This window comes from Pseudomonas oplopanacis (genome assembly GCF_057128725.1).
This window is the reverse complement of record NZ_JBSKHV010000002.1, coordinates 325,515-349,728: the sequence shown is the minus strand read 5'-3', so window position 1 is coordinate 349,728 and position 24,214 is coordinate 325,515. Positions and strand designations below refer to the sequence as shown.

The following is a 24,214-nucleotide window of genomic DNA, read 5'->3' as shown; positions in this document are numbered from 1 at the left end:
ACCATGTCGAAATTTTTTATCGACCGTCCGATTTTCGCCTGGGTAATTGCCCTGGTGATCATGCTGGTCGGGGCACTATCGATCCTCAAACTGCCGATCAACCAGTACCCGAGCATTGCGCCTCCGGCGATCGCCATCTCCGTGACCTACCCAGGTGCTTCGGCACAAACGGTACAGGACACCGTGGTGCAGGTGATCGAACAACAGCTCAACGGCATCGACCACTTGCGTTATGTGTCCTCGGAAAGTAACTCCGACGGCACCATGACCATCACCGCGACCTTCGAGCAAGGCACCAACTCCGATACCGCGCAGGTTCAGGTCCAGAACAAGCTGAACCTGGCCACCCCGCTGCTGCCGCAAGAAGTGCAGCAGCAAGGTATCCGCGTGACCAAGGCAGTGAAGAACTTCCTGTTGGTGATCGGTGTGGTCTCGCGTGACGGCAGCATGACCAAGGACGACTTGTCCAACTACATCGTGTCGAACATGCAGGACCCGATCTCGCGAACCGCCGGTGTCGGTGACTTCCAGGTGTTCGGTTCCCAGTACGCCATGCGTATCTGGCTCGACCCGGCCAAGTTGAACAACTACAACCTGACCCCGGTTGACGTCAAAACCGCCATCGCCGCGCAAAACGTGCAGATCTCGTCCGGTCAACTCGGCGGTTTGCCGGCCCTGCCCGACACCCAGCTGAACGCCACGATCATCGGCAAGACCCGTCTGCAGACCGCCGAGCAGTTCAATAAAATCCTGCTCAAGGTCAACAAGGACGGCTCTCAGGTTCGCTTGAAAGATGTCGCCGACGTTGGTCTGGGTGGTGAAAACTACAGCATCAACGCCCAGTTCAACGGCGCTCCGGCGTCCGGTCTGGCGGTGAAACTGGCCACTGGCGCCAACGCTCTGGATACCGCCGCAGCCCTGCGCAAGACCATCGACGACCTCAAGCCGTTCTTCCCGCAAGGGATGGAAGTGGTGTTCCCGTATGACACCACTCCCGTGGTGACCGAGTCGATCAAAGGCGTGGTTCACACCTTGGTCGAAGCCGTCGTGCTGGTGTTCCTGGTGATGTTCCTGTTCCTGCAAAACTTCCGCGCCACCATCATCACCACGATGACGGTGCCGGTGGTACTGCTGGGTACGTTCGGCATCCTCGCGGCCGCCGGTTTCAGCATCAACACCCTGACCATGTTCGGTATGGTCCTGGCCATCGGCTTGCTGGTGGACGACGCCATCGTCGTGGTGGAAAACGTCGAACGGGTCATGAGTGAAGAAGGCCTGTCACCCAAGGAGGCCACCAAGAAATCCATGGGGCAGATCCAGGGTGCACTGGTCGGTATCGCCATGGTGCTGTCGGCGGTTCTGCTGCCAATGGCGTTCTTCAGCGGCTCCACCGGCGTGATCTACAAGCAGTTCTCGATCACCATCGTCTCGGCCATGGCCTTGTCGGTACTGGTTGCACTGATCTTCACCCCGGCGCTCTGCGCCACCATGCTCAAGGCCATTCCCAAGGGTGAGCACGGCACACCCAAGCGTGGCTTCTTCGGCTGGTTCAACCGTAATTTCGACCGTGGCGTAAGAAGCTATGAGCGCGGCGTGGGCAGCATGCTCTCGCGCAAGGCGCCGTACCTGCTGGCTTATCTCCTCATCATTGTCGGCATGATCTGGCTGTTCACCCGTATTCCGACGGCGTTCCTGCCGGAAGAAGATCAGGGCGTACTGTTCGCCCAGGTGCAGACGCCGGCCGGTTCAACCGCCCAGCGGACCCAGGTGGTCGTGGACGAGATGCGTGAATTCCTGCTGCGTCCAGGCAAGGATGGCGGTGAAGGCGATGCGGTGAACTCGGTGTTTACCGTGACCGGCTTCAACTTCGCCGGTCGTGGCCAGAGCTCGGGCATGGCGTTCATCATGCTTCGTCCATGGGACGAACGTAACGCCGACAACAACGTGTTCAAGGTGGCGGCCCGTGCCCAGCAGCACTTCTTCACCTTCCGCGATGCCATGGTGTTTGCCTTTGCGCCACCGGCGGTACTGGAACTGGGTAACGCCACCGGTTTCGACGTGTTCCTGCAAGACCGTGCCGGCATTGGTCACGACAAGCTGATGGCTGCCCGTAACCAGTTCCTCGGCATGGCCGCGCAGAGCAAGATTCTGACGCAAGTGCGCCCGAACGGCCTGAACGACGAACCGCAATACCAACTGGAAATCGACGACGAGAAGGCCAGCGCCCTGGGCGTGACCATCGCCGACATCAACAACACCCTGTCGATTGCGCTGGGCAGTAGCTACGTCAACGACTTCATCGACCGTGGTCGAGTGAAGAAGGTGTACGTGCAAGGCCAGCCTGGCTCGCGTATGAGCCCGGAAGACCTGAAGAAATGGTATGTGCGCAACAGCGTCGGCACCATGGTTCCGTTCTCGGCGTTTGCCAAGGGTGAATGGATTTACGGCTCGCCGAAGCTGGCCCGTTACAACGGCGTGGAAGCGATGGAAATCCTCGGCTCCCCGGCGCCGGGCTACTCCACCGGTGAAGCCATGGCCGAAGTCGAAGCGATTGCCGCGAAGCTGCCGGCGGGTGTCGGTATTTCCTGGACCGGCCTGTCGTACGAGGAACGCTTGTCCGGTTCCCAGGCGCCAGCGCTGTATGCCCTGTCGCTGCTGATGGTGTTCCTGTGTCTGGCGGCGCTGTATGAAAGCTGGTCGATCCCGATTGCGGTGATGCTGGTGGTGCCGCTGGGGATCATCGGTGCACTGATGGCGACCAGCCTGCGTGGCCTGTCCAACGACGTGTACTTCCAGGTGGGCCTGTTGACGACCATCGGCCTGGCGGCGAAAAACGCCATTTTGATTGTCGAATTTGCAAAGGAACTGCATGAACAAGGGCGTAGCCTGCGCGATGCGGCAATTGAAGCCTGCCGGATGCGTCTGCGACCGATCATCATGACCTCGCTCGCCTTCGTTCTCGGCGTGGTACCCCTGGCGATTTCCACCGGTGCAGGTTCGGGTAGCCAGCATGCCATCGGCACCGGCGTGATTGGCGGTATGATCACCGCCACCGTGCTGGCGATCTTCTGGGTCCCACTGTTCTTCGTCACTGTGTCGTCCATCGGTCAGCGCAAAAAAGTCGACCAGGATGACGCCACTGAAACTCCTAAAGAGGCTGGCCAATGAGCAAGTCGCTACTTTCCCTAGCCGTTGCCGCGTTTGTGCTCGGTGGTTGCTCGCTGATACCCGATTATCAGCAACCTGCGGCACCGGTGGCAGACCAATACCCGCAAGGTCCGGCGTACTCGCCGGCCCAGGCGGCTGGCCAGGCGGCAGCAGAGCAAGGCTGGAAGCAGTTTTTCCATGACCCGGCCCTGCAACAGCTGATCCAGGTCGCACTGGAAAACAACCGTGACCTGCGTGTCGCGGCCTTGAACATCGACGCTTTTGCGGCTCAATACCGCATCCAGCGTGCCGACCTGTACCCGGCCGTTTCGGCCAATGGCACCGGCAGCCGTCAGCGCCTTCCGGCTGACGCGTCGCAGACCGGTCAGGCGGGCATCAGCAGTTCCTACTCGGCCACGGTCGGCATCAGTGCCTATGAACTCGACCTGTTCGGTCGGGTTCGCAGCCTGAGTGAAGAAGCACTGCAGAAGTACTTCGCCACTGAAGAAGGTCGACGCAGTACGCAGCTCAGCCTGGTGGCCAGCGTGGCCAACGCCTACCTGGCCTGGCAAGCCGACAAGGAACTGCTGAAAGTCACCCAGGACACCCTCGGTGCGTTCGAGGAGAGCTACAAGCTCACCGCGCGCAGTGCCGAAGTCGGTGTGGCCTCGGCGCTGGACCTCGCCCAGTCGCGCACCTCGGTGGAAACCGCCCGGGTTCAACTGGCGAAGTACACCCGCCAGGTCGCTCAGGATGAAAACAGCCTGGTGCTCCTGCTCGGCACCGGCATCCCTGCCAACCTGCAAGCCGCCAAACCGCTGTCTGACGATTTGCTGAGCGACGTGCCCGCCGGTCTGCCATCGGACTTGCTGCAACGTCGTCCGGACATCCTCCAGGCCGAATACAACCTGAAAGCTGCCAACGCCAACATCGGTGCGGCACGGGCTGCGTTCTTCCCGAGCATCAGCCTGACGGCCAACGCCGGCACCCTGAGCCCGGACTTGTCCGGACTGTTCAAGGGCGGTTCGGGCACCTGGCTGTTCTCGCCGCAGATCAACCTGCCGATCTTCAACGCCGGCAGCCTGAGCGCCAGCCTGGATTACTCGAAAATCCAGAAAGACATCGGCGTGGCGAACTACGAGAAGTCCATTCAAACGGCCTTCCAGGAAGTCGCCGACGGCCTCGCTGCCCGCGAGACCTATACCCACCAGTTGCAGGCGCAGCGTGACAACGTCACCGCCAACCAGGAGTACTACCGCCTGGCCGAGCGTCGTTACCGCATTGGTGTCGACAGCAACCTGACCTTCCTCGATGCCCAGCGTCAGCTGTTCAACGCGCAACAAGTGCTGATCACTGACCGTCTGGCGCAACTGGTCAGCGCGGTCAATCTGTACAAGGCACTGGGTGGTGGCTGGAATCAGCAGACCGCCAAGGTCGAACCGCTGAAAGAAGAAGCGCCGAAGATGAAGATGTTCTGATAGCGCTGTGAAAACAGGAAGCCCACCTTTTGGTGGGCTTTTTGTTGGGTGCGGAAAAAGTGGCGGCGCGATCACTGGCCCCTTCGCGAGCAGGCTCGCTCCCACATTTAATCGGGTTCCTCCAGAAGGAATGCGGTCAAATGTGGGAGCGAGCCTGCTCGCGAAGGGGCCGGTACATACACCCTAAAATCCTGATCAATCTTATGTTCGATAATCGCCCAAAACCCGCTTTCACAGATTGAACCATCCAGTACATTCCACGCACCATTCCTCGCACAAGACCAACAACATCAGGTTCACCCTCATGCTCCCGCGCCCTGCCCTGTCCGGCTGATTCCGCTGCGTTTTTTTCAATCGATCAAATCTTTTGTCTGCACCCCTGGGTTGCGGCATCACCGCGCTTCATCCCCAACAATTAGAGAGACCCGAGCCCATGACGCCTTCCACCGCGCAGTATTTCTTCCCCGGCCTTCTAGCCATCGCAGTGGCCGGCGCAGCCCTGCCCGCTCAAGCCGAGGAATCGGGTTTTGTCGACGGCGCCAAGGTCAACCTGAACCTGCGCAACTTCTACATCAACCGCAACTTTACCAACCCGACCAAAGCCCAGGGCAAGGCCGAAGAGTGGACGCAAAACTTCATCCTCGACGCCAAATCCGGCTTCACCCAGGGCACTGTCGGCTTCGGTATGGACGTGTTGGGGTTGTATTCGCTGAAGCTCGACGGCGGCAAAGGCACCGGCGGTACGCAGTTGCTGCCGCTGGACCATGACGGACGTCCGGCGGACAACTTCGGCCGCACCAACGTCGCGTTCAAGGCCAAGCTGTCCCAGACCGAAGTGAAGGTCGGTGAATGGATGCCGGTGCTGCCGATCCTGCGTTCGGACGACGGCCGTTCCCTGCCGCAAACCTTCCGTGGCGGCCAGATCACCTCAAAGGAAATCGCCGGCCTGACGCTCTACGGCGGCCAGTTCCGCGCCAACAGCCCGCGCGACGACAGCAGCATGAGCGACATGTCGATGAACGGAAAACCGGCCTTCACCGCCGACCGTTTCAACTTCCAGGGCGGTGAATACGCCTTCAACGAAAAGCGCACCCAAATCGGCCTGTGGAACGCTGAACTCAAGGACATCTACAGCCAGCAATTCGTCAATCTGATCCACAGCCAGCCACTGGGCGACTGGACCCTGGGCGCCAACCTCGGCTTTTTCTACGGCAAGGATGACGGCAGCGCCCGCGCCGGCGATCTCGACAACAAGACCTGGTCCGGCCTGTTCTCGGCCAAATACGGCGGCAACACCTTCTACGTCGGCCTGCAAAAACTCACGGGCGACAGCGCCTGGATGCGCGTCAACGGCACCAGCGGCGGCACCCTGGCCAACGACAGCTACAACGCCAGTTACGATAACGCGCAGGAAAGATCCTGGCAGGTGCGCCACGACTATAACTTCGTAGCCCTCGGCATTCCGGGCCTCACCCTGATGAACCGCTACATCAGCGGCGACAACGTCCACACCGGCACCATCACCGACGGCAAGGAATGGGGCCGCGAATCGGAACTGGGCTACACCGTGCAAAGCGGCGCGTTAAAGGACTTCAACGTCAAATGGCGCAACTCGACCATCCGCCGCGACTTCAGCAACAACGAGTTCGATGAAAACCGGTTGATCATCAGCTATCCGATCAGCCTGTTGTAACCCCCCATCACCAGTAGGTGTGAGCCATTCAATACCTATGTCGACTGATAGACCGCTTTCGCGAGCAGGCTCGCTCCCACAGTTGAACGAGTTCCCCCAGGGAGAATGCGGTCTAAATGTGGGAGCGAGCCTGCTCGCGAAGGCGTCAGTTCAGGCACCATCAAAACCCGAGGTCACTCCCGCGACTCAACCCCCAACTCATCCCAAACCGACTCCGCCAAATGGAACGTCGCGTTCGCCGCCGGGATGCCGCAGTAGATTGCGCTCTGCATGATCACTTCCTTGATCTCGCCACGGGTCACGCCGTTGTTGGCGGCGGCGCGCAGGTGCAGCTTGAGTTCTTCATTGCGGTTCATGCCGATCAGCATGGAAATGGTGATCAGGCTGCGGGTGTGACGCGGCAAGCCTGGGCGGGTCCAGATATCACCCCAGGCGTGGCGGGTGATCATCTCCTGAAACTCCGAGTTGAACTCGGTCAGGGTGGTCAGGCTGCGGTCGACGTGAGCGTCGCCGAGTACTGCGCGACGGACTTTCATGCCCTCGTCGTAACGTTGTTTTTCGTCCACAACCATCCCCTTATTAAGCTGACAAAAACGCCAACACCCGCGCGCTGAACGCGTCGCCGGCCTGGACGTTAGACAAGTGCGCGGCATAGAAGTCGGCGTATTCGGCGCCCTGCACGTGCTCTTGAATGAAGTGCCCACCGGACGGTGGCGTCACTGCGTCTTCAGTGCCGGCGATCACCAGCAACGGCGCCTTGATCGACGACAACTGATCACGGAAATCGGCATCCCGCACTGCTGCACAATTGGCTGCATAACCCTCAGGTGACGTGGCGGCGAGCATGTCGGTGATTCGCTTCGCGGCAGACGGATTGGCGGCAGCAAAGTCCGGGGTAAACCAGCGCGCAATCGAGGCATCGCGCAGCGCAACCATCGCGGCCGGACCGTCACGCAGCACCGTTTCAATGCGCGGGTTCCAGATCGACGGATCGCCGATTTTCGCCGCGGTGTTGCACACCACCAATTTGTTCAGTCGATCAGCGGCGTTGATCCCCAGCCATTGGCCGATCAAACCGCCCATGGACAATCCGCAGAAATGCGCACGTTCAATGTGCAAGGCGTCCAGCAGTGCCAGTACGTCGCGACCCAGTTGCTCGATGCTGTACGGGCCGGGTGTCACCAGAGACTGGCCGTGGCCACGGGTGTCGAAACGCAGCACCCGGAAACGTTCGGTGAACGCCGCAACCTGCGCGTCCCACATGTGCAGGTCAGTGCCCAGCGAGTTGGACAGCACCAGTACCGGCGCATCTTCAGGTCCATCCAGTTGGTAGTGCAGTTCGCCCTCGGCGAGTTGTACAAAAGCCACAGCAATCTCCTTCAGGCAATCAACGCAGAATGTTCAGCCAACGCCCGCTCGACCCAGGTTTGGGCCTGACCGAGGTAATGGGCGGGGTCCAGCAAATGATCGAGTTCAGCCGCCGAAAGCTCGGCGGTCACTTGCGGTTCGTCACCCAGCACGGCGCGCAGATGCCGCTGTTCAGCCACCGCACGTTTGCAGCAGCGTTCCAACAGATGATGCGCAGTGTCGCGGCCGACCCGTTGGGCGAGGACGATGCTCACCGCTTCGGCCAGCACCAGGCCTTGGGTCAAATCGAGGTTGCGAGCCATGCGATCCGCATCCACTTCCAGCCCCTGAGCCACCAGCAAGGCTTGCTTGAGGCTGCCAGACACCAGGCAACAAATCTCCGGCAGGGTTTCCCACTCTGCATGCCACAAGCCGAGGCTGCGCTCGTGCTCCTGCGGCATGGCGCTGAAGAGCGTCGAGAGCAAACCGGGAACGCGTGTCGCCGCACCGATCAGCACCGCAGCACCCACCGGGTTGCGCTTGTGCGGCATGGTCGAAGAACCGCCCTTGCCCGGCGCCGACGGTTCAAACACCTCACCGGCTTCGGTCTGCATCAACAGGCTGATGTCGCGGCCGAGTTTGCCGAGGCTGCCGGCGATCAATCCCAGCACCGAGCCAAACTCCACCAGACGATCACGTTGGGTGTGCCAAGGCTGATCCGGCAAGCTCAGCTGCAACTCGCCGGCCAGCGCTTCGGCAATCGGCATCGCCTGTGCGCCGAGGGCGGCCAGGGTTCCGGAGGCACCGCCAAATTGCAGCACCAGCAGACGCGGCTTGAGCTCTTGCAAGCGCTGACGGCTGCGGGTGACCGCGCCCAGCCATCCGGCGATTTTCATGCCGAGGGTGACCGGCGTGGCGTGCTGCAACCAGGTGCGTCCGGCCAACGGCGTGGCGACATAGCGTTTGGCTTGAGTGGCGAGGATGTCGCCTAGTTGCGCGAGATCGCTTTCGATCAATGCCAGTGCCTGGCGCAGTTGCAACACTAGCCCTGTGTCCATCACATCCTGGCTGGTCGCACCCAAATGCACATAGCGCTCGGCTTCGGCGTCGCTGGCCGCGATCTGTTTGCCCAACGCCTTGACCAATGGAATGGCCGAGTTGCCGGCCGTGGCAATCGCCTCGCCGAGGACGGCGAAGTCGTAATGCCCGGCCTGGCACGCCGCTTCAATCGAAGCGACAGCCGATTGCGGGATCAGCCCGACACGCGCCTCGGCCCGGGCCAGCGCCGCCTCGAAATCGAGCATGGCCTGCACGCGGCCCTGATCGCAGAACACCTCACGCATATCGCGGGCAGTGAAATAGGCATCGAACAATAGATTGCCCGGTCGATCGTTCATAAACAGTCCTTGATGGCGCGGGCCCGTCAGGCCCACGCGGAAAGATCAGAGGTCGTGGTGCAAATATTTCGCCTGTTTGGGCAGACGCAAACTGAACAGGAACGCCACCGCCATCATCACCGTAACGTACCAGTAGAAGGAGTTTTCCATGCCCACGGCTTTCAGGCTCAGGGCCACGTATTCCGCCGAACCACCGAAGATCGCATTCGCCACCGCGTAGGCAAGGCCGACGCCGAGGGCGCGCACTTCCGGCGGGAACATCTCGGCTTTCACCAGGCCACTGATCGAGGTGTAGAAACTCACGATCGCCAGCGCCACGGTAATCAGCACGAAGGCCAGGAACGGACTGCTGACACTTTTCAGGCTCAATAGAATCGGCACGGTGCACAAGGTCCCGAGGGCGCCGAACCAGAGCATCGAATTACGCCGACCGATCTTGTCGGCGAGCATGCCGAAGAACGGTTGCATGCACATATAAAGGAACAGCGCGCCGGTCATGATGTAACTGGCGGTCTTGGCCTGCATGCCGGCGGTGTTCACCAGGTATTTCTGCATGTACGTGGTGAAGGTGTAGAAAATCAGCGAGCCACCGGCGGTGTAACCGAGCACGGTAATGAACGCGGCTTTATGGTCGCGGAACAGTGCGGCAATACTGCCGGCGTCCTTGTTTTCGCGCATTTCCTTGCTGCTGGTTTCCTTCAGCGAACGACGCAGGAACAGCGAAATCAGCGCAGCCGCCGCACCGACCACAAACGGAATCCGCCAGCCGTAGGCACGCAGCTCATCTTCACTGAGGAACTGTTGCAGGATCACCACCAGCGACACCGCCAGCAATTGTCCGCCAATCAGCGTCACGTACTGGAACGAGGCGAAAAAGCCGCGCTGGCCCTTGAGCGCGACTTCGCTCATGTAGGTGGCGGTGGTGCCGTACTCGCCGCCCACCGACAACCCTTGAATCAAACGCGCGAACAGCAACAGCACCGGCGCCCAGACGCCGATGTCCTTATAGGTCGGCAGGAACGCGATGAGCAACGAACCGAAGCACATCATCAGAATCGAGATCATCATCGAGTTCTTGCGCCCGTGCTTGTCCGCCACCCTGCCGAAAATCCAGCCGCCGATGGGGCGCATCAGGAACCCGGCGGCGAACACGCCAGCGGTGTTGACCAGTTGCACCGTGGGGTTGTCGGACGGGAAAAAGGCCGGGGCGAAATAGATCGCGCAAAAGGCGTAGACGTAGAAGTCGAACCATTCCACGAGGTTGCCGGACGAGGCGCCGACAATGGCGAAGATGCGCTTGCTGCGCTCTTCGCCGGTGTAGTGTTCTGTTGAAGCAGCGGTCGTTGTCATTGTTTTTCACTCAATGGGGACAGTGAGAGTCTAGACACACTTCGCAACAGTCCTGTTCCCCAGATAGATCAGCCACACAAATCCCCTTGTGGGAGATGATCCCTTGTGGGAGCGAGCCTGCTCGCGAAAGCGGTCTAACAGTCAACATTGATGTTGAATGTAATGTCCTCTTCGCGAGCAGGCTCACTCCTACAGGGATTTGCGGTGTTGATTCAATAGTCGAAGAACACCGTCTCGGCATCAGTGCCTTGCAGGATCACATTCCACTGGTACACACCGGACGCATCCTGCTTCGCCAGCAACGTGGTGCGACGCTCGGCCGGTACGCACTCCAGCAGCGGATCCGACACATTCGCCGCTTCACCCTCAAAGTAAATCCGCGTCAGCAAATGCTTCACTAACCCGCGGGCAAACACCAGCACCACCAAGTGCGGGGCCTGGGTCGAGCCTTTCAGGCCTTCGACCGTGCCCGGCTTGATGGTGGTGAAACGAAAGCGCCCTTCTGCATCCACCGGCACCCGGCCAAAGCCTTCGAAGTTCGGGTCCAGCGGTTTGTCCTGATCGTCTTCCGGATGGTCGTACTTGCCGGCGGCGTTGGCCTGCCAGACTTCCAGCATCGCGTCGTTGACGACATCGCCGTTGCCATCGATGACTTGCCCGGTGATCGCCACGCGTTGGCCGAGGGTTTGTTCGACGGTCAGGTCTTCGCGGTTCAGCCAGGTCAGGCCGATGTGGTAATACGGCCCGACGGTGTGGGACGTGGTCGCGTTCAGCGTCATCTTATTTCTCCATCGGCGTGGCGTCGCGGCCGCGCAAGACGATGTCCCAGCGATAACCGAGGGCATAGGAAGGGACGGTTTTTTCCAGATCGAACGTCGCGATCAAGCGCTCTTTGGCGCTGGTATCGGGCACGCAGTTGTAGATCGGGTCATAGGCCAGCAGCGGGTCGCCCGGGAAATACATCTGCGTGACCAGACGCGTGAGAATGCTCGGCCCGAACAACGAGAAATGGATGTGCGCCGGGCGCCATGCGTTGTGGTGGTTACCCCACGGGTAGGCGCCGGGCTTGATGGTCTGGAATTGATACCAGCCATCGGCATCGGTCACGGTGCGGCCGGTGCCGGTGAAGTTCGGGTCCAGCGGCGCGTCGTGCAGGTCGCGGGCATGGTTGTAGCGACCGGCGGCGTTGGCCTGCCAGATCTCCACCAGAATCCCCGGCACGGGCAGACCGTTTTCATCGAGCACACGGCCGTGAATGATGATCCGTTCACCCAGTGGCTCGCCCTTGTGCTGAACGGTCAGGTCGTTGTCCTTCTCGCTGACACGATCGGCGCCGATGGTCGGGCCGGTGATTTCCGACAACGAATGGGGCAGAAACACCAACGGCTTGGACGGCGAGCGAAGGTTGGTGGATTGATACGTCGGGTGCAGGTATTCCGGCTGAGTGCCTTCCTGCGGACGACGGTAACCAGGCTTGTCAGTCATTGCGCTTTCCTCTGTTCTTGTTTGTCGACGCGGCGTGTCAGACGCGTTCGATCGCCAGCGCCAGACCTTGGCCGACACCGACACACATGGTCGCCAGGCCTTTCTTGCCGCCGGTTTTTTCCAACTGATGCAACGCGGTCAGGACCAGGCGCGCACCGCTCATGCCCAGCGGATGGCCCAAGGCAATGGCGCCACCGTTCGGGTTGACCTGGGCCGCGTCGTCGGCAATGCCCAGTTCGCGCAGCACCGCCAGGCCTTGGCTGGCGAAGGCCTCGTTGAGTTCGATCACGTCGAAATCGCTGACCGCCACGCCCAGACGCTCGGTCAGTTTGCGCACCGCCGGGACCGGACCGATGCCCATCACCCGTGGCGCGACACCGGCGCTCGCCATACCCAGCACTTTAGCGCGGGCGGTGAGGCCGTGTTTTTTCACGGCTTCGGCCGAGGCCAGAATCAACGCCGCCGCACCGTCGTTGACGCCCGAAGCGTTGCCAGCGGTGACGGTTTTGTCGGGGCCATTGATCGGTTTGAGTTTGGCCAGCATCTCCAGGGTGGTATCGCCACGAGGATGCTCATCCTGCGACACGACCGTTTCACCCTTCTTGTGGGCAATCCGCACTTCGACGATTTCTTCAGCGAAAAATCCTGCAGCCTGCGCGGCGGCGGTGCGCTGTTGGCTGCGCAGCGCGAAAGCGTCCTGATCCTCGCGGGACACTTGGTAATCGTCGGCGACGTTGTCGGCGGTCTGCGGCATCGCATCCACACCGTATTGCGCCTTCATCAACGGGTTGATGAAACGCCAGCCGATGGTGGTGTCTTCCAGCTTCATATTGCGCGAGAACGCCGCGTCGGCCTTGCCCATCACGAACGGTGCGCGGGACATCGACTCGACACCACCGGCAATCGCCAGCTCCACTTCACCGCTGGCGATGGCACGGAACGCCGTGCCGATAGCGTCCATGCCCGACGCGCAGAGGCGATTGAGCGTGATGCCGGGAATGCTTTCCGGCAGCCCGGCCAGCAGCAACGCCATGCGTGCGACGTTACGGTTGTCTTCGCCGGCCTGGTTGGCGCAGCCGAGGAACACCTCGTCCACCGCCGTCCAGTCCACCGACGGGTTGCGTTCCATCAGCGCCTTGATCGGCACCGCGGCCAGATCGTCCGCGCGAACGGCCGACAGACCGCCGCCGAAACGGCCGATGGGGGTACGAATGGCGTCGCAGATATAAACGTCACGCATCAGGCTTCTCCGGGGGCTTGGCCATGAGCGGCGGCGGTGCGGGCTTCAAGATCGCGCAGTGCCGTCAGTTCAACGTCGGTGGGCTCGGCGGTGTTTTCAACCGTGTCAGCGAAACGAATCGGCCAACCGGTGGCGGCAACCACTTGCTCACGGGTCACACCAGGATGCAGCGCGGTGACCACAAACTCATGGGTGCCGGCTTCCGGTTCCATGATGCACAGGTCGGTAATGATGCCGACTGGCCCTGCGCCCGGCAGACCAAGACGCTTGCGCGAATCACCGCCCTCGCCATGGCCGACCGAGGTAATGAAGTCGAGCTTGTCGACGAAAGAACGCGCCGACTGCTTGAGGATGATCAATACACTTTTGGCCGAGCCGGCAATTTCCGGCGCGCCACCGGCACCCGGCAGGCGGACTTTCGGCGAGAAGTAATCGCCGACCACGGTGGTGTTGATGTTGCCGAAACGGTCGACTTGCGCAGCGCCGAGGAAACCGACGTCGATACGCCCGCCCTGCAACCAATAGCGAAAAATCTCACCGGTCGGGACCACGGTGTCGGCGGTTTCCGCCAGCTCACCGTCACCAATCGACAGCGGCAATACGCTCGGTTTGGCACCGATCGGGCCCGATTCGTAGATCAGGACCACATCCGGCGACGACGTCAGGCGCGCCAGGTTGGCCGCTTTCGACGGCAGGCCGATGCCGACGAAGCACACCGAACCGTTCTTCAAACGGCGCGCGGCGGCGACGGTCATCATTTCATTGGTGGTGTAAGTCATTACTTGGCCTCCGAAGCAGCGGCCAGCTTGGCCTGGAACTCGCTGAAGTCAGCGCAGCCGTGGATGTATTCGTTGATCCACGCGGTGAAGGTTTCACGGTCGCGGGCAATCGGGTCCCAGGCCTGGTAGAAACGGTTGTCACGCTCGTTGTATCCATGGGCGTAGGACGGATGCGCGCCGCCAGGGACGAGGCAAACCGCGCTCAAGGCCCAGGTGGGCAGGACGCAGGAGTTCATCGGTGCATTGAGGTCGTCGACGATTTCTTCGACGGTGACGATGCAACGCTTGGCAGCCAGTGCGGCTTCTTTCTGCACACCGAGAATGCCCCACAGCAGCACGTTGCCTTTGCGGTCGGCTTTCTGCGCGTGGATCACGGTGATGTCCGGACGCACCGACGGCACGGCCGCCAGCACTTCACCGGTAAACGGGCAGGTGACGGTCTTGATCAGTGGATTGACCTTCGGCAGGTCGGAACCGGCGTAGGCCCGCAGCACCGCGAACGGTAGGCCGGAGGCGCCAGCGACGTAGGCATTGGCCAGGTCGGCGTGGCTGTGCTCTTCGATCTCCAGTGGATGCGGCCACTGCTTCTCGACGGCATCACGCAGACGGTGCAGCGAACCTACACCCGGGTTGCCGCCCCAGGAGAAAATCAACTTGCGAGCACAACCGGCGCCGATCAACTGGTCGTAGATCAGGTCCGGGGTCATGCGCACCAGCGTCAGGTCTTTCTTGCCCTGACGAATGATTTCATGACCCGCCGCCATAGGGATCAGATGGGTAAAGCCTTCGAGCGCGACCGTATCGCCGTCGTTTACGAATTGCTTCACCGCGTCGTGCAGCGAAAGGATTTCAGCCATGGGGCAGGCTCCCGTTTTGTTATCAACCGACAGTGGAAGAAAAAGGCGCGATGCGCAGCGCCGGAATGACTGAAGGTTAAGCCTGTGCAAAACACCAAACAATCCGATAATCGACTATGTGTTCGTTTATCGAACAGATTGTTGGCAACCTATCGAAGATCAAAAGCATCGCGAGCAAGCCCGCTCCCACAGGGGAACGCGGTCGCCTGTGGGAGCGAGCCTGCTCGCGAAGAGGCCCTCAAAACCGCTGAAGATGCCGGATCAGCCCCTCAAGTAGCATCCGCATGACTGACCATGCCCTTGATCACCACCGCCGTGGTCGCCAACGCCGCCGGAATCACCAGTGCCGTCAGCACCTGCTCGAAATTCCAGCCCAACCCGAGCAGCGTCGCACCCATCCATGCCCCGAGAATCGCGCCAAAGCGGCCAATCCCGAGCATCCATGACACCCCGGTCGCCCGCCCTTGTGTCGGATAAAACCGCGCCGCCAGGGAAGGCATTGCCGATTGCGCACCGTTGACGCACATACCCGCCACCAGCACCAACGTCGCCAACAGGGTGATGTTGCCCAGGCTCTGCCCCACCGCGTAGGCAAACACCCCGGCCAGCAGGTAGAAAATGCCGATGACCTTGTGCGGATTGAACCGGTCCATCGCCCAGCCTACGCCCACCGCACTCAGCACTCCGCCAAACTGGAACAGTGCGCCGATGAACGCGGCCTGCTCCATGCTCGCGCCGCTGTCGCGCATCAGTGTCGGCAGCCAACTGGTCAGCAGGTACACAATCACCAGGCCCATGAAGTAAGTCAGCCACAGCAGCAATGTGCCGGTGCTGTAGGTGCCGGAGAAGATCACCGCGAATACGTTGCGCGCCTTCACGGTTTTCTGTTCCGGCACGCTGAAGCTTGAAGCCTGGGCGACGATGGTCGGGTCGATGGGCGCCAGGGTCTTGCGTACTTTGTCGGTGCCACGGTTACGGACTACAAGGTAGCGCGCCGATTCCGGCAGCCAGAACAGCAGGACGACCGAGAGGATCAGCGGCAGAATCCCGCCGATCAACAGCAAACTGTGCCAACCGAACGCCGGGATCAGCTTGGCCGAGATAAACCCTCCGCCGGCCATGCCGAGGTTGAAGCCGCAGAACATGCTGGTCACCAGCAGGGATTTCTTGCGCTCCGGGGTGTATTCCGACAGCAACGTGGTGGCGTTCGGCATGCCGGCGCCAAGGCCAAGGCCGGTGAGGAAACGCAGCACCAGCAATTGATCGACGTTGGTGCTGTAGGCCGATGCCAGACTGAAGGCACCAAACAACAACACCGCGCCAACCAGCACGACTTTGCGCCCGAAACGGTCAGCCAACGGACCGGAACCCAGCGCGCCGAAGACCATGCCGATCAATGCGGCACTCATCACTGGGCCAAGACTGGCGCGGTCGATCCCCCAATCCTGCGACAACGCAGGCGCAATAAAGCCCATGGCCGCGGTATCGAGGCCATCGAGGAAGACAATCAGGAAACACAGGATCACCACTCGCCACTGATAGCGCGAAATGGGTTGAGCATTGATGAAGGACTGCACGTCGAGGCAGTTACCTACAGCAGACTGGGGCTGGTTCATTATTTTTATTCCACGCAAGAACGCAGTCGAACAGGTGCCAGCCTGAGCTGGCGCTGCCGCGACAGTAATGATCCAAGGGAAAGAGCGTCAATTCGATAAACGCGAGTCTGTGCGTTTATCGAACATCTTAGATAAAAGCTTAGGCGAAGAGCTGTGCGCTGAGGTCGCGGCTGGCGCTGAGCAGGCCGGGCAGGAAGCGTTGTTCCAGTTCGTTGCGACTGACACGGCCGGCGTGAGTGCTGACGTTCAAGGCGGCCACTACCTGGCCGGACGCGTCGTACACCGGCACGGCAATCGAACGCAGGCCCTGCTCCAGTTCCTGATCGACGATGCACCAGCCTTGTTGCCGCACCTCTTGCAGGCATTCGAGCAACGCCTCGGGTGTGTGCAGCGTGCGGCTGGTCTTGGCTTGCAGTTCTGCGTGATCGAGGTATTCACGCAACGAAGTGTCGTCCAGCGCGGCGAGGAGAATCCGGCCCATTGAAGTGCAATACGCCGGCAGGCGACCGCCCACTGAAAGGTCGACCGAAATCAGGCGTTGCGTGGTCGCCGAGCGGGCGATGTACAAAATGTCATCGCCTTCCAGCGTGGCCATGTTGCAGGCTTCGTGCAGTTGCTCGCTCATGCGGTCCAGGTACGGCTGGGCCGACACCGCCAGTGGCGTCGAAGACAAATAGGCATGGCCCAGGGTCAACACTTTGGGCAGCAGTGAATAGGTGCGGCCGTCGGTGGTGGCGTAGCCGAGTTTGATCAATGTATGCAGGCAACGTCGCACGGCGGCGCGGGGAATTTCCGTGCGATGGCTGATCTGGGCAATGGTCAGGTGGCGCTTGCGCTCTTGAAACGCTTGCACCACCGCCAGGCCACGCGCCAGGGAGGTCATGAAATCAGGGTCGCCGGTCAGGGCCTGAATGCGCTTCGCGGGTGAGGCGACGATCGGCGGCGCCACTGAAGTGAATGAGTTGCGCATTTGATCGTTCATGACAGGTCCTTTCCGAGGCGGATCAGCGGCTATTACACGCGGCCCCTGCTCCTGCACACAAGACCGGGACCGCCAAGATTGGGCGATTATCGGACGACAGGCCGATAATCGCAATCGATGCCACGCAAGGTCTGATACGACTCACGCCATTAACTGCCCGTTTTATTTTTTGTCTGGTCGACTTCTTAAAGGTCGATGTAAGCGGTTTAAGTTGTTCACCTTAATGGCGCCAGAAAGACATCGCTGCACAATGACATCATCGGATCCTAGTTGCCGTTAACACTTGTCAGTAACAAAACAATCACACATGACGAACTACTTTTAACGCCTCGGTGATAGTGTTCTTCGAATCGACCGCTATAATGCAATTCAGTGGCGAAACGGTTTTTTATCCACCGGCTCCGTCACCCGGCAGCGCGATGTCCCATCGTCGTTGCCCGCAGCAAGCGCCTGACGCTCATCTCATATGCTCCGCCAAAGCGCTCGCTGAAACAGGAACCTGATGCTACGTCAGCTGTTTTTCTCTGGTGTCGTGGCCGCCTGCAACATGGAAGTATTGTTCACATGCCGTCAAAAGGTTGCCTTCCCGGGCATTACCCTTTTTATGAGCGTGGTCAATCGACTCGATGCAGCGCGTTTCACCGGAAATTATCCCAACTCATACAGGTAGCACTGTGACGAAAGACGAACTGCGCGCGGAACTTGAGCGCCAGGAACAACGTTACAAGGAAGTTTACGGCGGGGAAGTCACCACCTACGCCGCCCAGCCCGAACCGGAACGTAAACCCTGGCGTAAACGCGCCACCGTTCAGGACCAGGCGTTCACCCAGGAACTGCAGAAGATGGAAAAGGAACTCAAAGCCGAAGAGCCTTGACCGCCTCGGCCCGAATTCTTTCAGGGGTCTGTGTCGGCTCCCGCTAAAAGCGGGTGGCATCGATCAAGCCTTTCGTGCCCGCTACAAGCGGGCAGCGGCCACCTCACCCCTCGGATGAGGCAAATGGCTCGTTTCTGACCCTCTTCTCAGATATTTCATACAAGCGTTGAAGCCTCTCGACCACACGAGAGAAACCCTTGTGCCTGCGGCTTTTATCTATTAATTCAATGACTTGAAAAACCCGGTAAAACGCTGGGAGATTGGCGTCCCTCACCATTTAATTCGTTGAAGAATGTTACCGATGAGCAGCAAGTGCATTGATTAGCAGTCTTTTCTGGCATAATCGCGCCCCCTTACGACCGGGTCAGAAAACCTTCATGATCGATTTATTCAGCGGACTGGATGCTTGGGTGCTTGTGAGCCTCTTGCTCGCCCTGGCCTTTGTCCTCGCCTTCGAGTTCATCAACGGCTTTCATGACACCGCAAACGCGGTGGCCACTGTTATCTACACCAAAGCCATGCCGCCTCATCTGGCGGTGTTCTTTTCCGGGGTGTTCAACTTCCTCGGCGTGCTGCTGGGCGGTGTTGGCGTGGCGTATGCCATCGTTCACCTGCTGCCGGTGGAACTGCTGATCAATGTGAATACCGGTCACGGACTGGCCATGGTGTTCTCGCTGCTTGCTGCCGCCATCACCTGGAACCTGGGCACCTGGTACTTCGGTATCCCGGCCTCCAGCTCCCACACCCTGATCGGTTCGATCCTCGGTGTCGGCCTGGCCAACGCCTTGATCAACGACATTCCGTTGGCCGATGGCGTGAACTGGCAGAAGGCGATCGACATTGGTGCCTCCCTGGTGTTCTCGCCAATGGCCGGCTTCCTCGTCGCGGCACTGGTGTTGATCGGCCTTAAATGGTGGCGTCCACTGTCGAAGATGCACAAGACACCGGATCAGCGCCGCAAGCTCGATGACAAGAAGCACCCACCGTTCTGGAACCGTCTGGTCCTGGTGATCTCGGCCATGGCCGTGAGCTTCGTGCACGGCTCCAACGATGGCCAGAAAGGTATCGGCCTGATCATGCTGGTGCTGATCGGTATCGTGCCGGCGCAGTTCGTACTCGACCTGGGCAGCACGACGTACCAGATCGAACGGACCCGCGATGCGACCCTGCACCTGAGCCAGTTCTACAAGCGCAATGCCGACACCCTGGGTGAATACCTGGCACTGGGTAAAAGCATCGAAGGTGATCTGCCGGAGAAATTCCGTTGCAACCCGCAACAGACCGAACCGACCATCACCGCCCTGCTCGGCACCCTTAAAGGTGTATCGGACTACCACTCGTTGTCGTCGGAAAGCCGCATCGAAGTGCGCCGCTACTTGCTCTGCCTGGATGACACGGCGAAGAAAGTCGGCAAGTTGCCTAGCCTCAATGCCCGTGAAAAGGCTGACCTGGACAAACTGCGCAAAGACCTGACCACCACCACCGAATACGCGCCGTTCTGGGTGATTTTGGCGGTTGCCCTGGCACTGGGCCTGGGCACCATGGTGGGCTGGAAACGTGTGGTACTGACCATCGGCGAGAAGATCGGCAAGCAAGGCATGACTTACGCACAAGGCATGTCGGCGCAGATCACCACCGCGTGCATGATTGGCCTGGCGAATATCTTCAGCCTGCCGGTCTCCACCACCCACGTGCTGTCCTCGGGCGTGGCCGGGACCATGGTCGCGAACAAAAGCGGCCTGCAAGGCGGCACGGTGAAAACCATCCTGCTGGCCTGGGTCCTGACCCTGCCAGCGACGGTGGGCCTGTCGGCCGGCCTGTTCTGGCTGGCGTCGAAGGCGCTGGGTAGCTGATCCATCGCCAAGCAATGAAAAAGCCCGACCATTGAGTCGGGCTTTTTTGTGGGCGCAATTTCAAATTCAACCGCTCCCACAGGGTTTTGTATTGCCAGATCTAAATTGCAGGCAAAAAAAAGGGCAACCGAAGTTGCCCAAAATGCCTTGCGTGCTCATTACACCTGGAAAGAACTACGGTTTGCGCTTGTGCGAATCCTTCCAGATAAAAAATCCAAACCCTGCGAAAAACATAACCATGAGGCTGACAGTCAGCACTCCGGCGATCACCACGTTGTCGAAAAACATGACTGGCCTCCTGGGCTTGCCCTGTTGCGATAGGGCTAAGTTAACCAAACAGGCAGAAGAGAAAATTGACCTGGATCAATGTCGCCCGAGACCGGGCTTAAAGGCGGGGTAATAACTGACCTGCATCAAAAGATGCAGGGGGGTTCAACGCTTTTTTGGTTTGTTCTTCGGTTTCTTCTTGGCTTTGCCTAATGGCATTGCCTGCTCGAACGCCTGTCGAACTTCATTCAAGCGTTTTTCATTAAGGTCGTGAACCCGCTTGGCGCGTTCAGAGTTGAGATCAATCAGCTTATCGTCTTGGCTCATGGTGCTCAGTGCATCGTTTGACGGGTATAGCGCAATAATGCGGGCTGACCCGCCACAACTCAAATCTGAATATCGACCCACAAGCCCTGACGCGGCTGATCTTCCATCAACGGCGCCACCGGCACGGTGTTGTCGGCATTCAGTTCGTCACCGGGAATGGCCAGGTGCTCCTCGGGGTCTTCATCGGCCTCGCGGCGACGACGCTCGCGCTCCAGCTTGCGGCGCTGTTCCTCGCGCAGCTGAAAAGCCGCTTCTTCGGGATCACGCTGCTGCAGGTCGATGGTGCTTTCGTTCGAGCTTTCCTGCACCGGCACCACTGGCGGAATATCCGGGCGCTGGCGGATCGGGTCGTGCTGTGAGGTGATGGGCACGGCACTCAAGGGGAGCATCGGTAGCAGCATAATTTTTTAGTCTCCTGTCAGCAGGCTGTCGGCTGCGGGGATGGCGACTTGAGCCATCGGTCGCAAACTGTGACCCGTTTGGCACTCATCAGTGCCCTGGCCGGCAAGCACCGCCTCATTGGGCTAACGTAAGACTGCGAGTTTTTATGAGAGTCCTTTGGCCCTGAGGGCCTCCTTCCGTTAAGATAGCCCGCTTTTTCAAGGTGGGAGTCAGGCAGCATGGCGCAGCAGTATCAACCGGGGCAACGCTGGATCAGTGACAGCGAAGCCGAGCTGGGTTTAGGCACCGTTCTGGCACAGGACGGCCGCTTGTTGACCGTGCTCTACCCGGCCACTGGCGAGACTCGCCAGTACGCGCTACGGAATGCGCCCCTCACCCGCGTGCGGTTTTCGCCCGGTGACTCGATCACTCACTTCGAAGGCTGGAAACTGACGGTCCAGGAAGTCGACGACGTCGATGGCCTGCTGGTCTACCACGGTCTCAACGCGCAGAACGAAAGCGTGACCCTGCCGGAAACCCAACTGTCGAACTTCATTCAGTTCCGTCTGGCCAGCGACCGTCTGTTCGCCGGGCAGATCGACCCGCTGGCCTGGTTCTCCCTGCGTTACAACACCCTGGAACACACCAGCCGCCAATTGCAGTCCGCGCTGTGGGGCCTCGGTGGCGTGCGTGCACAACCAATCGCGCACCAGTTGCACATCGCCCGCGAAGTCGCCGACCGCATTGCGCCGCGCGTTCTGCTGGCGGACGAAGTGGGCCTGGGTAAAACCATCGAAGCCGGTCTGGTGATCCATCGCCAATTGCTCTCGGGCCGCGCCAACCGCGTGCTGATCCTGGTTCCCGAGAACCTGCAGCACCAGTGGCTGGTCGAGATGCGCCGCCGCTTCAACCTGCAAGTTGCGCTGTTCGACGAAGAACGCTTCATCGAAAGCGATGCCACCAACCCGTTCGAAGACACCCAGCTTGCGCTGGTTGCACTGGAGTGGCTGGTCGAAGACGAAAAGGCCCAGGACGCGCTGTTTGCCGCCGGCTGGGACCTGATGGTCGTCGACGAAGCCCACCACCTGGTATGGCACGAAGACAAGGCCAGCGCGGAATACACCCTGGTCGAACAACTGGCCGAGACCATTCCCGGCGTGCTGCTGCTGACCGCAACCCCGGAACAACTGGGCCAGGACAGCCACTTCGCCCGTCTGCGCCTGCTCGACCCGAACCGTTTCCATGACCTGGCCGCCTTCCGCGCCGAGAGCGAAAACTATCGCCCGGTGGCCGAAGCCGTTCAGGAGCTGCTGGACAAGGGGCGCCTGTCGCCTGAAGCACACAAGACCATTCACGGTTTCCTCGGCAACGAAGGCGAAGCCTTGCTGACCGCCGTGAACGATGGCGATACCGAAGCCAGCGCGCGCCTCGTGCGTGAATTGCTGGACCGCCATGGCACCGGCCGCGTGCTGTTCCGTAATACCCGCGCTGCCGTACAGGGTTTCCCGGAGCGCAAACTGCACCCGTACCCGCTGCCGTGCCCGGATGAATACCTCGAACTGCCGCTGGGCGATCACGCCGAGCTGTACCCGGAAGTCAGCTTCCAGGCCCAGCCGGACGCCAACGAAGAAGAGCGCTGGTGGAAATTCGACCCGCGCGTCGAGTGGCTGATCGACACCCTGAAGATGCTCAAGCGCACCAAAGTGCTGGTGATCTGCGCCCACGCCGAAACCGCCATGGACCTGGAAGACGCCCTGCGCGTGCGTTCCGGCATCCCGGCCACGGTGTTCCACGAAGGCATGAACATCCTCGAGCGTGACCGCGCCGCCGCTTACTTCGCCGACGAAGAATTCGGCGCACAAGTGCTGATCTGCTCGGAAATCGGCAGTGAAGGTCGCAACTTCCAGTTCTCGCATCACCTGGTGCTGTTCGATCTGCCGGCGCACCCGGACCTGCTGGAGCAGCGGATCGGTCGTCTGGACCGGATCGGCCAGAAACACATCATCGAACTGCACGTGCCGTACCTGGAAACCAGCCCGCAAGAGCGTCTGTTCCAGTGGTACCACGAAGCGCTGAACGCCTTCCTCAACACCTGCCCGACCGGCAACGCCTTGCAGCATCAGTTCGGACCGCGCCTGCTGCCGCTGCTGGAAGAGGCCGACGACGGCGAGTGGCAAGCGCTGATCGACGAAGCCCGCACCGAGCGTGAGCGTCTGGAAGCCGACTTGCACACCGGCCGTGACCGTCTGCTGGAACTCAATTCCGGCGGCGCTGGCGAAGGCGATGCGCTGGTCGAAGACATTCTTGAGCAAGACGATCAGTTCACCCTGCCGATCTACATGGAAACCCTGTTTGACGCCTTCGGCATCGACAGCGAAGACCATTCGGAAAATGCCCTGATCCTCAAGCCGAGCGAAAAAATGCTCGACGCCAGCTTCCCGCTGGGCGACGACGAAGGCGTGACCATCACTTACGACCGCAACCAGGCGCTGTCTCGCGAAGACATGCAGTTCATCACCTGGGAGCACCCGATGGTTCAGGGCGGCATGGACCTGGTCCTGTCCGGCTCGATGGGCAACACCGCCGTCGCGCTGATCAAGAACAAGGCGCTCAAGCCCGGCACCGTGTTGCTGGAACTGCTCTACGTCAGCGAAGTGGTTGCCCCGCGCTCGCTGCAACTGGGCCGTTACCTGCCGCCGGCCGCCCTGCGCTGCCTGCTCGATGCCAATGGCAACGACCTGTCGGCCCGCGTGTCGTTCGAGACCTTGAACGATCAGCTGGAAAGCGTTCCGCGTGCCAGCGCCAACAAGTTCATCCAGGCTCAGCGTGATCAGCTGACGCCTCGGATCAACGCCGGCGAAGAGAAGATCCTGCCGCGTCACGCCGAGCGTGTGGCCGAGGCGCAGCGTCGCCTGGCAGCGGATACCGATGAAGAACTGGCGCGCCTGACCGCGTTGCAAGCCGTGAACCCGACCGTGCGCGACAGCGAACTGGTGGCCCTGCGCAAACAGCGTGAGCAAGGGTTGGCCATGCTTGAAAAGGCTGCGTTGCGGCTTGAAGCGATTCGGGTGTTGGTGGCGGGTTAAGTCCCCTGCCCTACCCGGTTAAATAAAGAAGGCCCGCAGTGATGCGGGCCTTTT

General features: G+C 60.4%; 20 protein-coding genes. 6 read left to right on the top strand and 14 right to left on the bottom strand.

Annotation, left to right across the window (positions count from 1 at the left end; translation table 11 throughout):
• The first annotated feature begins 3 nt into the window (after nt 1-3).
• The 3 genes from emhB (at nt 4) to ACWKV5_RS05925 (ending at nt 6,318) form a co-directional block, all read left to right on the top strand.
• Nucleotides 4-3,168, top strand: a complete 3,165-nt coding sequence (emhB, locus tag ACWKV5_RS05935) for an efflux RND transporter permease subunit EmhB (protein WP_483840554.1) — start codon at nt 4-6, stop codon at nt 3,166-3,168.
• Nucleotides 3,165-4,625, top strand: a complete 1,461-nt coding sequence (gene emhC / locus ACWKV5_RS05930) for an efflux RND transporter outer membrane subunit EmhC (RefSeq protein ID WP_483840553.1) — start codon at nt 3,165-3,167, stop codon at nt 4,623-4,625. Before emhB ends, emhC begins: the two co-directional genes overlap by 4 nt.
• A gap of 433 nt (nt 4,626-5,058) precedes the next feature.
• Nucleotides 5,059-6,318, top strand: coding sequence for an OprD family porin (locus tag ACWKV5_RS05925; RefSeq protein ID WP_483840552.1), 1,260 nt, complete (start codon nt 5,059-5,061; stop codon nt 6,316-6,318).
• Between the two features lie 173 nt (nt 6,319-6,491).
• Here the strand turns inward: ACWKV5_RS05925 and pcaC are convergent, their stop codons facing one another.
• From pcaC to pcaR, 11 genes are all read right to left on the bottom strand, one after another.
• Complete coding sequence (gene pcaC / locus ACWKV5_RS05920; RefSeq protein ID WP_140666156.1) at nt 6,492-6,884, bottom strand: 4-carboxymuconolactone decarboxylase; 393 nt, start codon at nt 6,882-6,884, stop codon at nt 6,492-6,494.
• Between the two features lie 13 nt (nt 6,885-6,897).
• Nucleotides 6,898-7,686, bottom strand: a complete 789-nt coding sequence (pcaD, locus tag ACWKV5_RS05915) for a 3-oxoadipate enol-lactonase (protein ID WP_483840551.1) — start codon at nt 7,684-7,686, stop codon at nt 6,898-6,900.
• An 11-nt stretch (nt 7,687-7,697) separates the two neighbouring features.
• A complete protein-coding gene (locus tag ACWKV5_RS05910) occupies nt 7,698-9,062 on the bottom strand; it encodes a 3-carboxy-cis,cis-muconate cycloisomerase (RefSeq protein ID WP_483840550.1) in 1,365 nt (454 codons plus the stop codon).
• 45 nt (nt 9,063-9,107) lie between these two features.
• Nucleotides 9,108-10,412 (bottom strand): MFS family transporter, encoded by a 1,305-nt coding sequence (locus tag ACWKV5_RS05905; protein ID WP_310263174.1) that lies wholly within the window; start codon nt 10,410-10,412, stop codon nt 9,108-9,110.
• A gap of 212 nt (nt 10,413-10,624) precedes the next feature.
• On the bottom strand, nt 10,625-11,191 hold the full coding sequence (pcaG, locus tag ACWKV5_RS05900; RefSeq protein WP_483840549.1) for a protocatechuate 3,4-dioxygenase subunit alpha: 567 nt from the start codon (nt 11,189-11,191) through the stop codon (nt 10,625-10,627).
• A gap of 1 nt (nt 11,192) precedes the next feature.
• The gene (pcaH, locus tag ACWKV5_RS05895) at nt 11,193-11,897 is read right to left on the bottom strand and encodes a protocatechuate 3,4-dioxygenase subunit beta (protein WP_483840548.1); all 705 of its coding nucleotides are present in this window, start codon (nt 11,895-11,897) and stop codon (nt 11,193-11,195) included.
• Between the two features lie 37 nt (nt 11,898-11,934).
• Nucleotides 11,935-13,140, bottom strand: a complete 1,206-nt coding sequence (pcaF, locus tag ACWKV5_RS05890) for a 3-oxoadipyl-CoA thiolase (RefSeq protein WP_483840847.1) — start codon at nt 13,138-13,140, stop codon at nt 11,935-11,937.
• The gene (locus ACWKV5_RS05885; RefSeq protein WP_140666168.1) at nt 13,137-13,916 is read right to left on the bottom strand and encodes a CoA-transferase subunit beta; all 780 of its coding nucleotides are present in this window, start codon (nt 13,914-13,916) and stop codon (nt 13,137-13,139) included. Before ACWKV5_RS05885 ends, pcaF begins: the two co-directional genes overlap by 4 nt.
• Nucleotides 13,916-14,773, bottom strand: a complete 858-nt coding sequence (locus tag ACWKV5_RS05880) for a CoA transferase subunit A (protein ID WP_483840547.1) — start codon at nt 14,771-14,773, stop codon at nt 13,916-13,918. Before ACWKV5_RS05880 ends, ACWKV5_RS05885 begins: the two co-directional genes overlap by 1 nt.
• 269 nt (nt 14,774-15,042) lie before the next feature.
• Nucleotides 15,043-16,389 (bottom strand): 4-hydroxybenzoate transporter PcaK, encoded by a 1,347-nt coding sequence (gene pcaK / locus ACWKV5_RS05875; protein ID WP_483840546.1) that lies wholly within the window; start codon nt 16,387-16,389, stop codon nt 15,043-15,045.
• 139 nt (nt 16,390-16,528) lie between these two features.
• Nucleotides 16,529-17,371, bottom strand: coding sequence for a pca regulon transcriptional regulator PcaR (gene pcaR / locus ACWKV5_RS05870; RefSeq protein ID WP_027925617.1), 843 nt, complete (start codon nt 17,369-17,371; stop codon nt 16,529-16,531).
• Nucleotides 17,372-18,045: 674 nt separating this feature from the next.
• Between pcaR and ACWKV5_RS05865 the strand changes: the two genes are divergently transcribed.
• Entirely contained in the window at nt 18,046-18,246 is a 201-nt protein-coding gene (locus tag ACWKV5_RS05865; protein WP_007935837.1) for a hypothetical protein, read from the top strand.
• A gap of 377 nt (nt 18,247-18,623) precedes the next feature.
• On the top strand, nt 18,624-20,099 hold the full coding sequence (locus tag ACWKV5_RS05860) for an inorganic phosphate transporter (protein ID WP_483840545.1): 1,476 nt from the start codon (nt 18,624-18,626) through the stop codon (nt 20,097-20,099).
• A 174-nt stretch (nt 20,100-20,273) separates the two neighbouring features.
• Here the strand turns inward: ACWKV5_RS05860 and ccoM are convergent, their stop codons facing one another.
• From ccoM to ACWKV5_RS05845, 3 genes are all read right to left on the bottom strand, one after another.
• On the bottom strand, nt 20,274-20,387 hold the full coding sequence (ccoM, locus tag ACWKV5_RS05855) for a cytochrome c oxidase subunit CcoM (RefSeq protein WP_027925619.1): 114 nt from the start codon (nt 20,385-20,387) through the stop codon (nt 20,274-20,276).
• A gap of 144 nt (nt 20,388-20,531) precedes the next feature.
• Complete coding sequence (locus ACWKV5_RS05850) at nt 20,532-20,693, bottom strand: hypothetical protein (protein ID WP_007935839.1); 162 nt, start codon at nt 20,691-20,693, stop codon at nt 20,532-20,534.
• Nucleotides 20,694-20,752: 59 nt separating this feature from the next.
• Nucleotides 20,753-21,094, bottom strand: coding sequence for a hypothetical protein (locus ACWKV5_RS05845; protein WP_027925620.1), 342 nt, complete (start codon nt 21,092-21,094; stop codon nt 20,753-20,755).
• 219 nt (nt 21,095-21,313) lie between these two features.
• Between ACWKV5_RS05845 and rapA the strand changes: the two genes are divergently transcribed.
• On the top strand, nt 21,314-24,160 hold the full coding sequence (gene rapA, locus ACWKV5_RS05840) for an RNA polymerase-associated protein RapA (protein ID WP_310263190.1): 2,847 nt from the start codon (nt 21,314-21,316) through the stop codon (nt 24,158-24,160).
• The last annotated feature ends 54 nt before the right edge of the window (nt 24,161-24,214 follow it).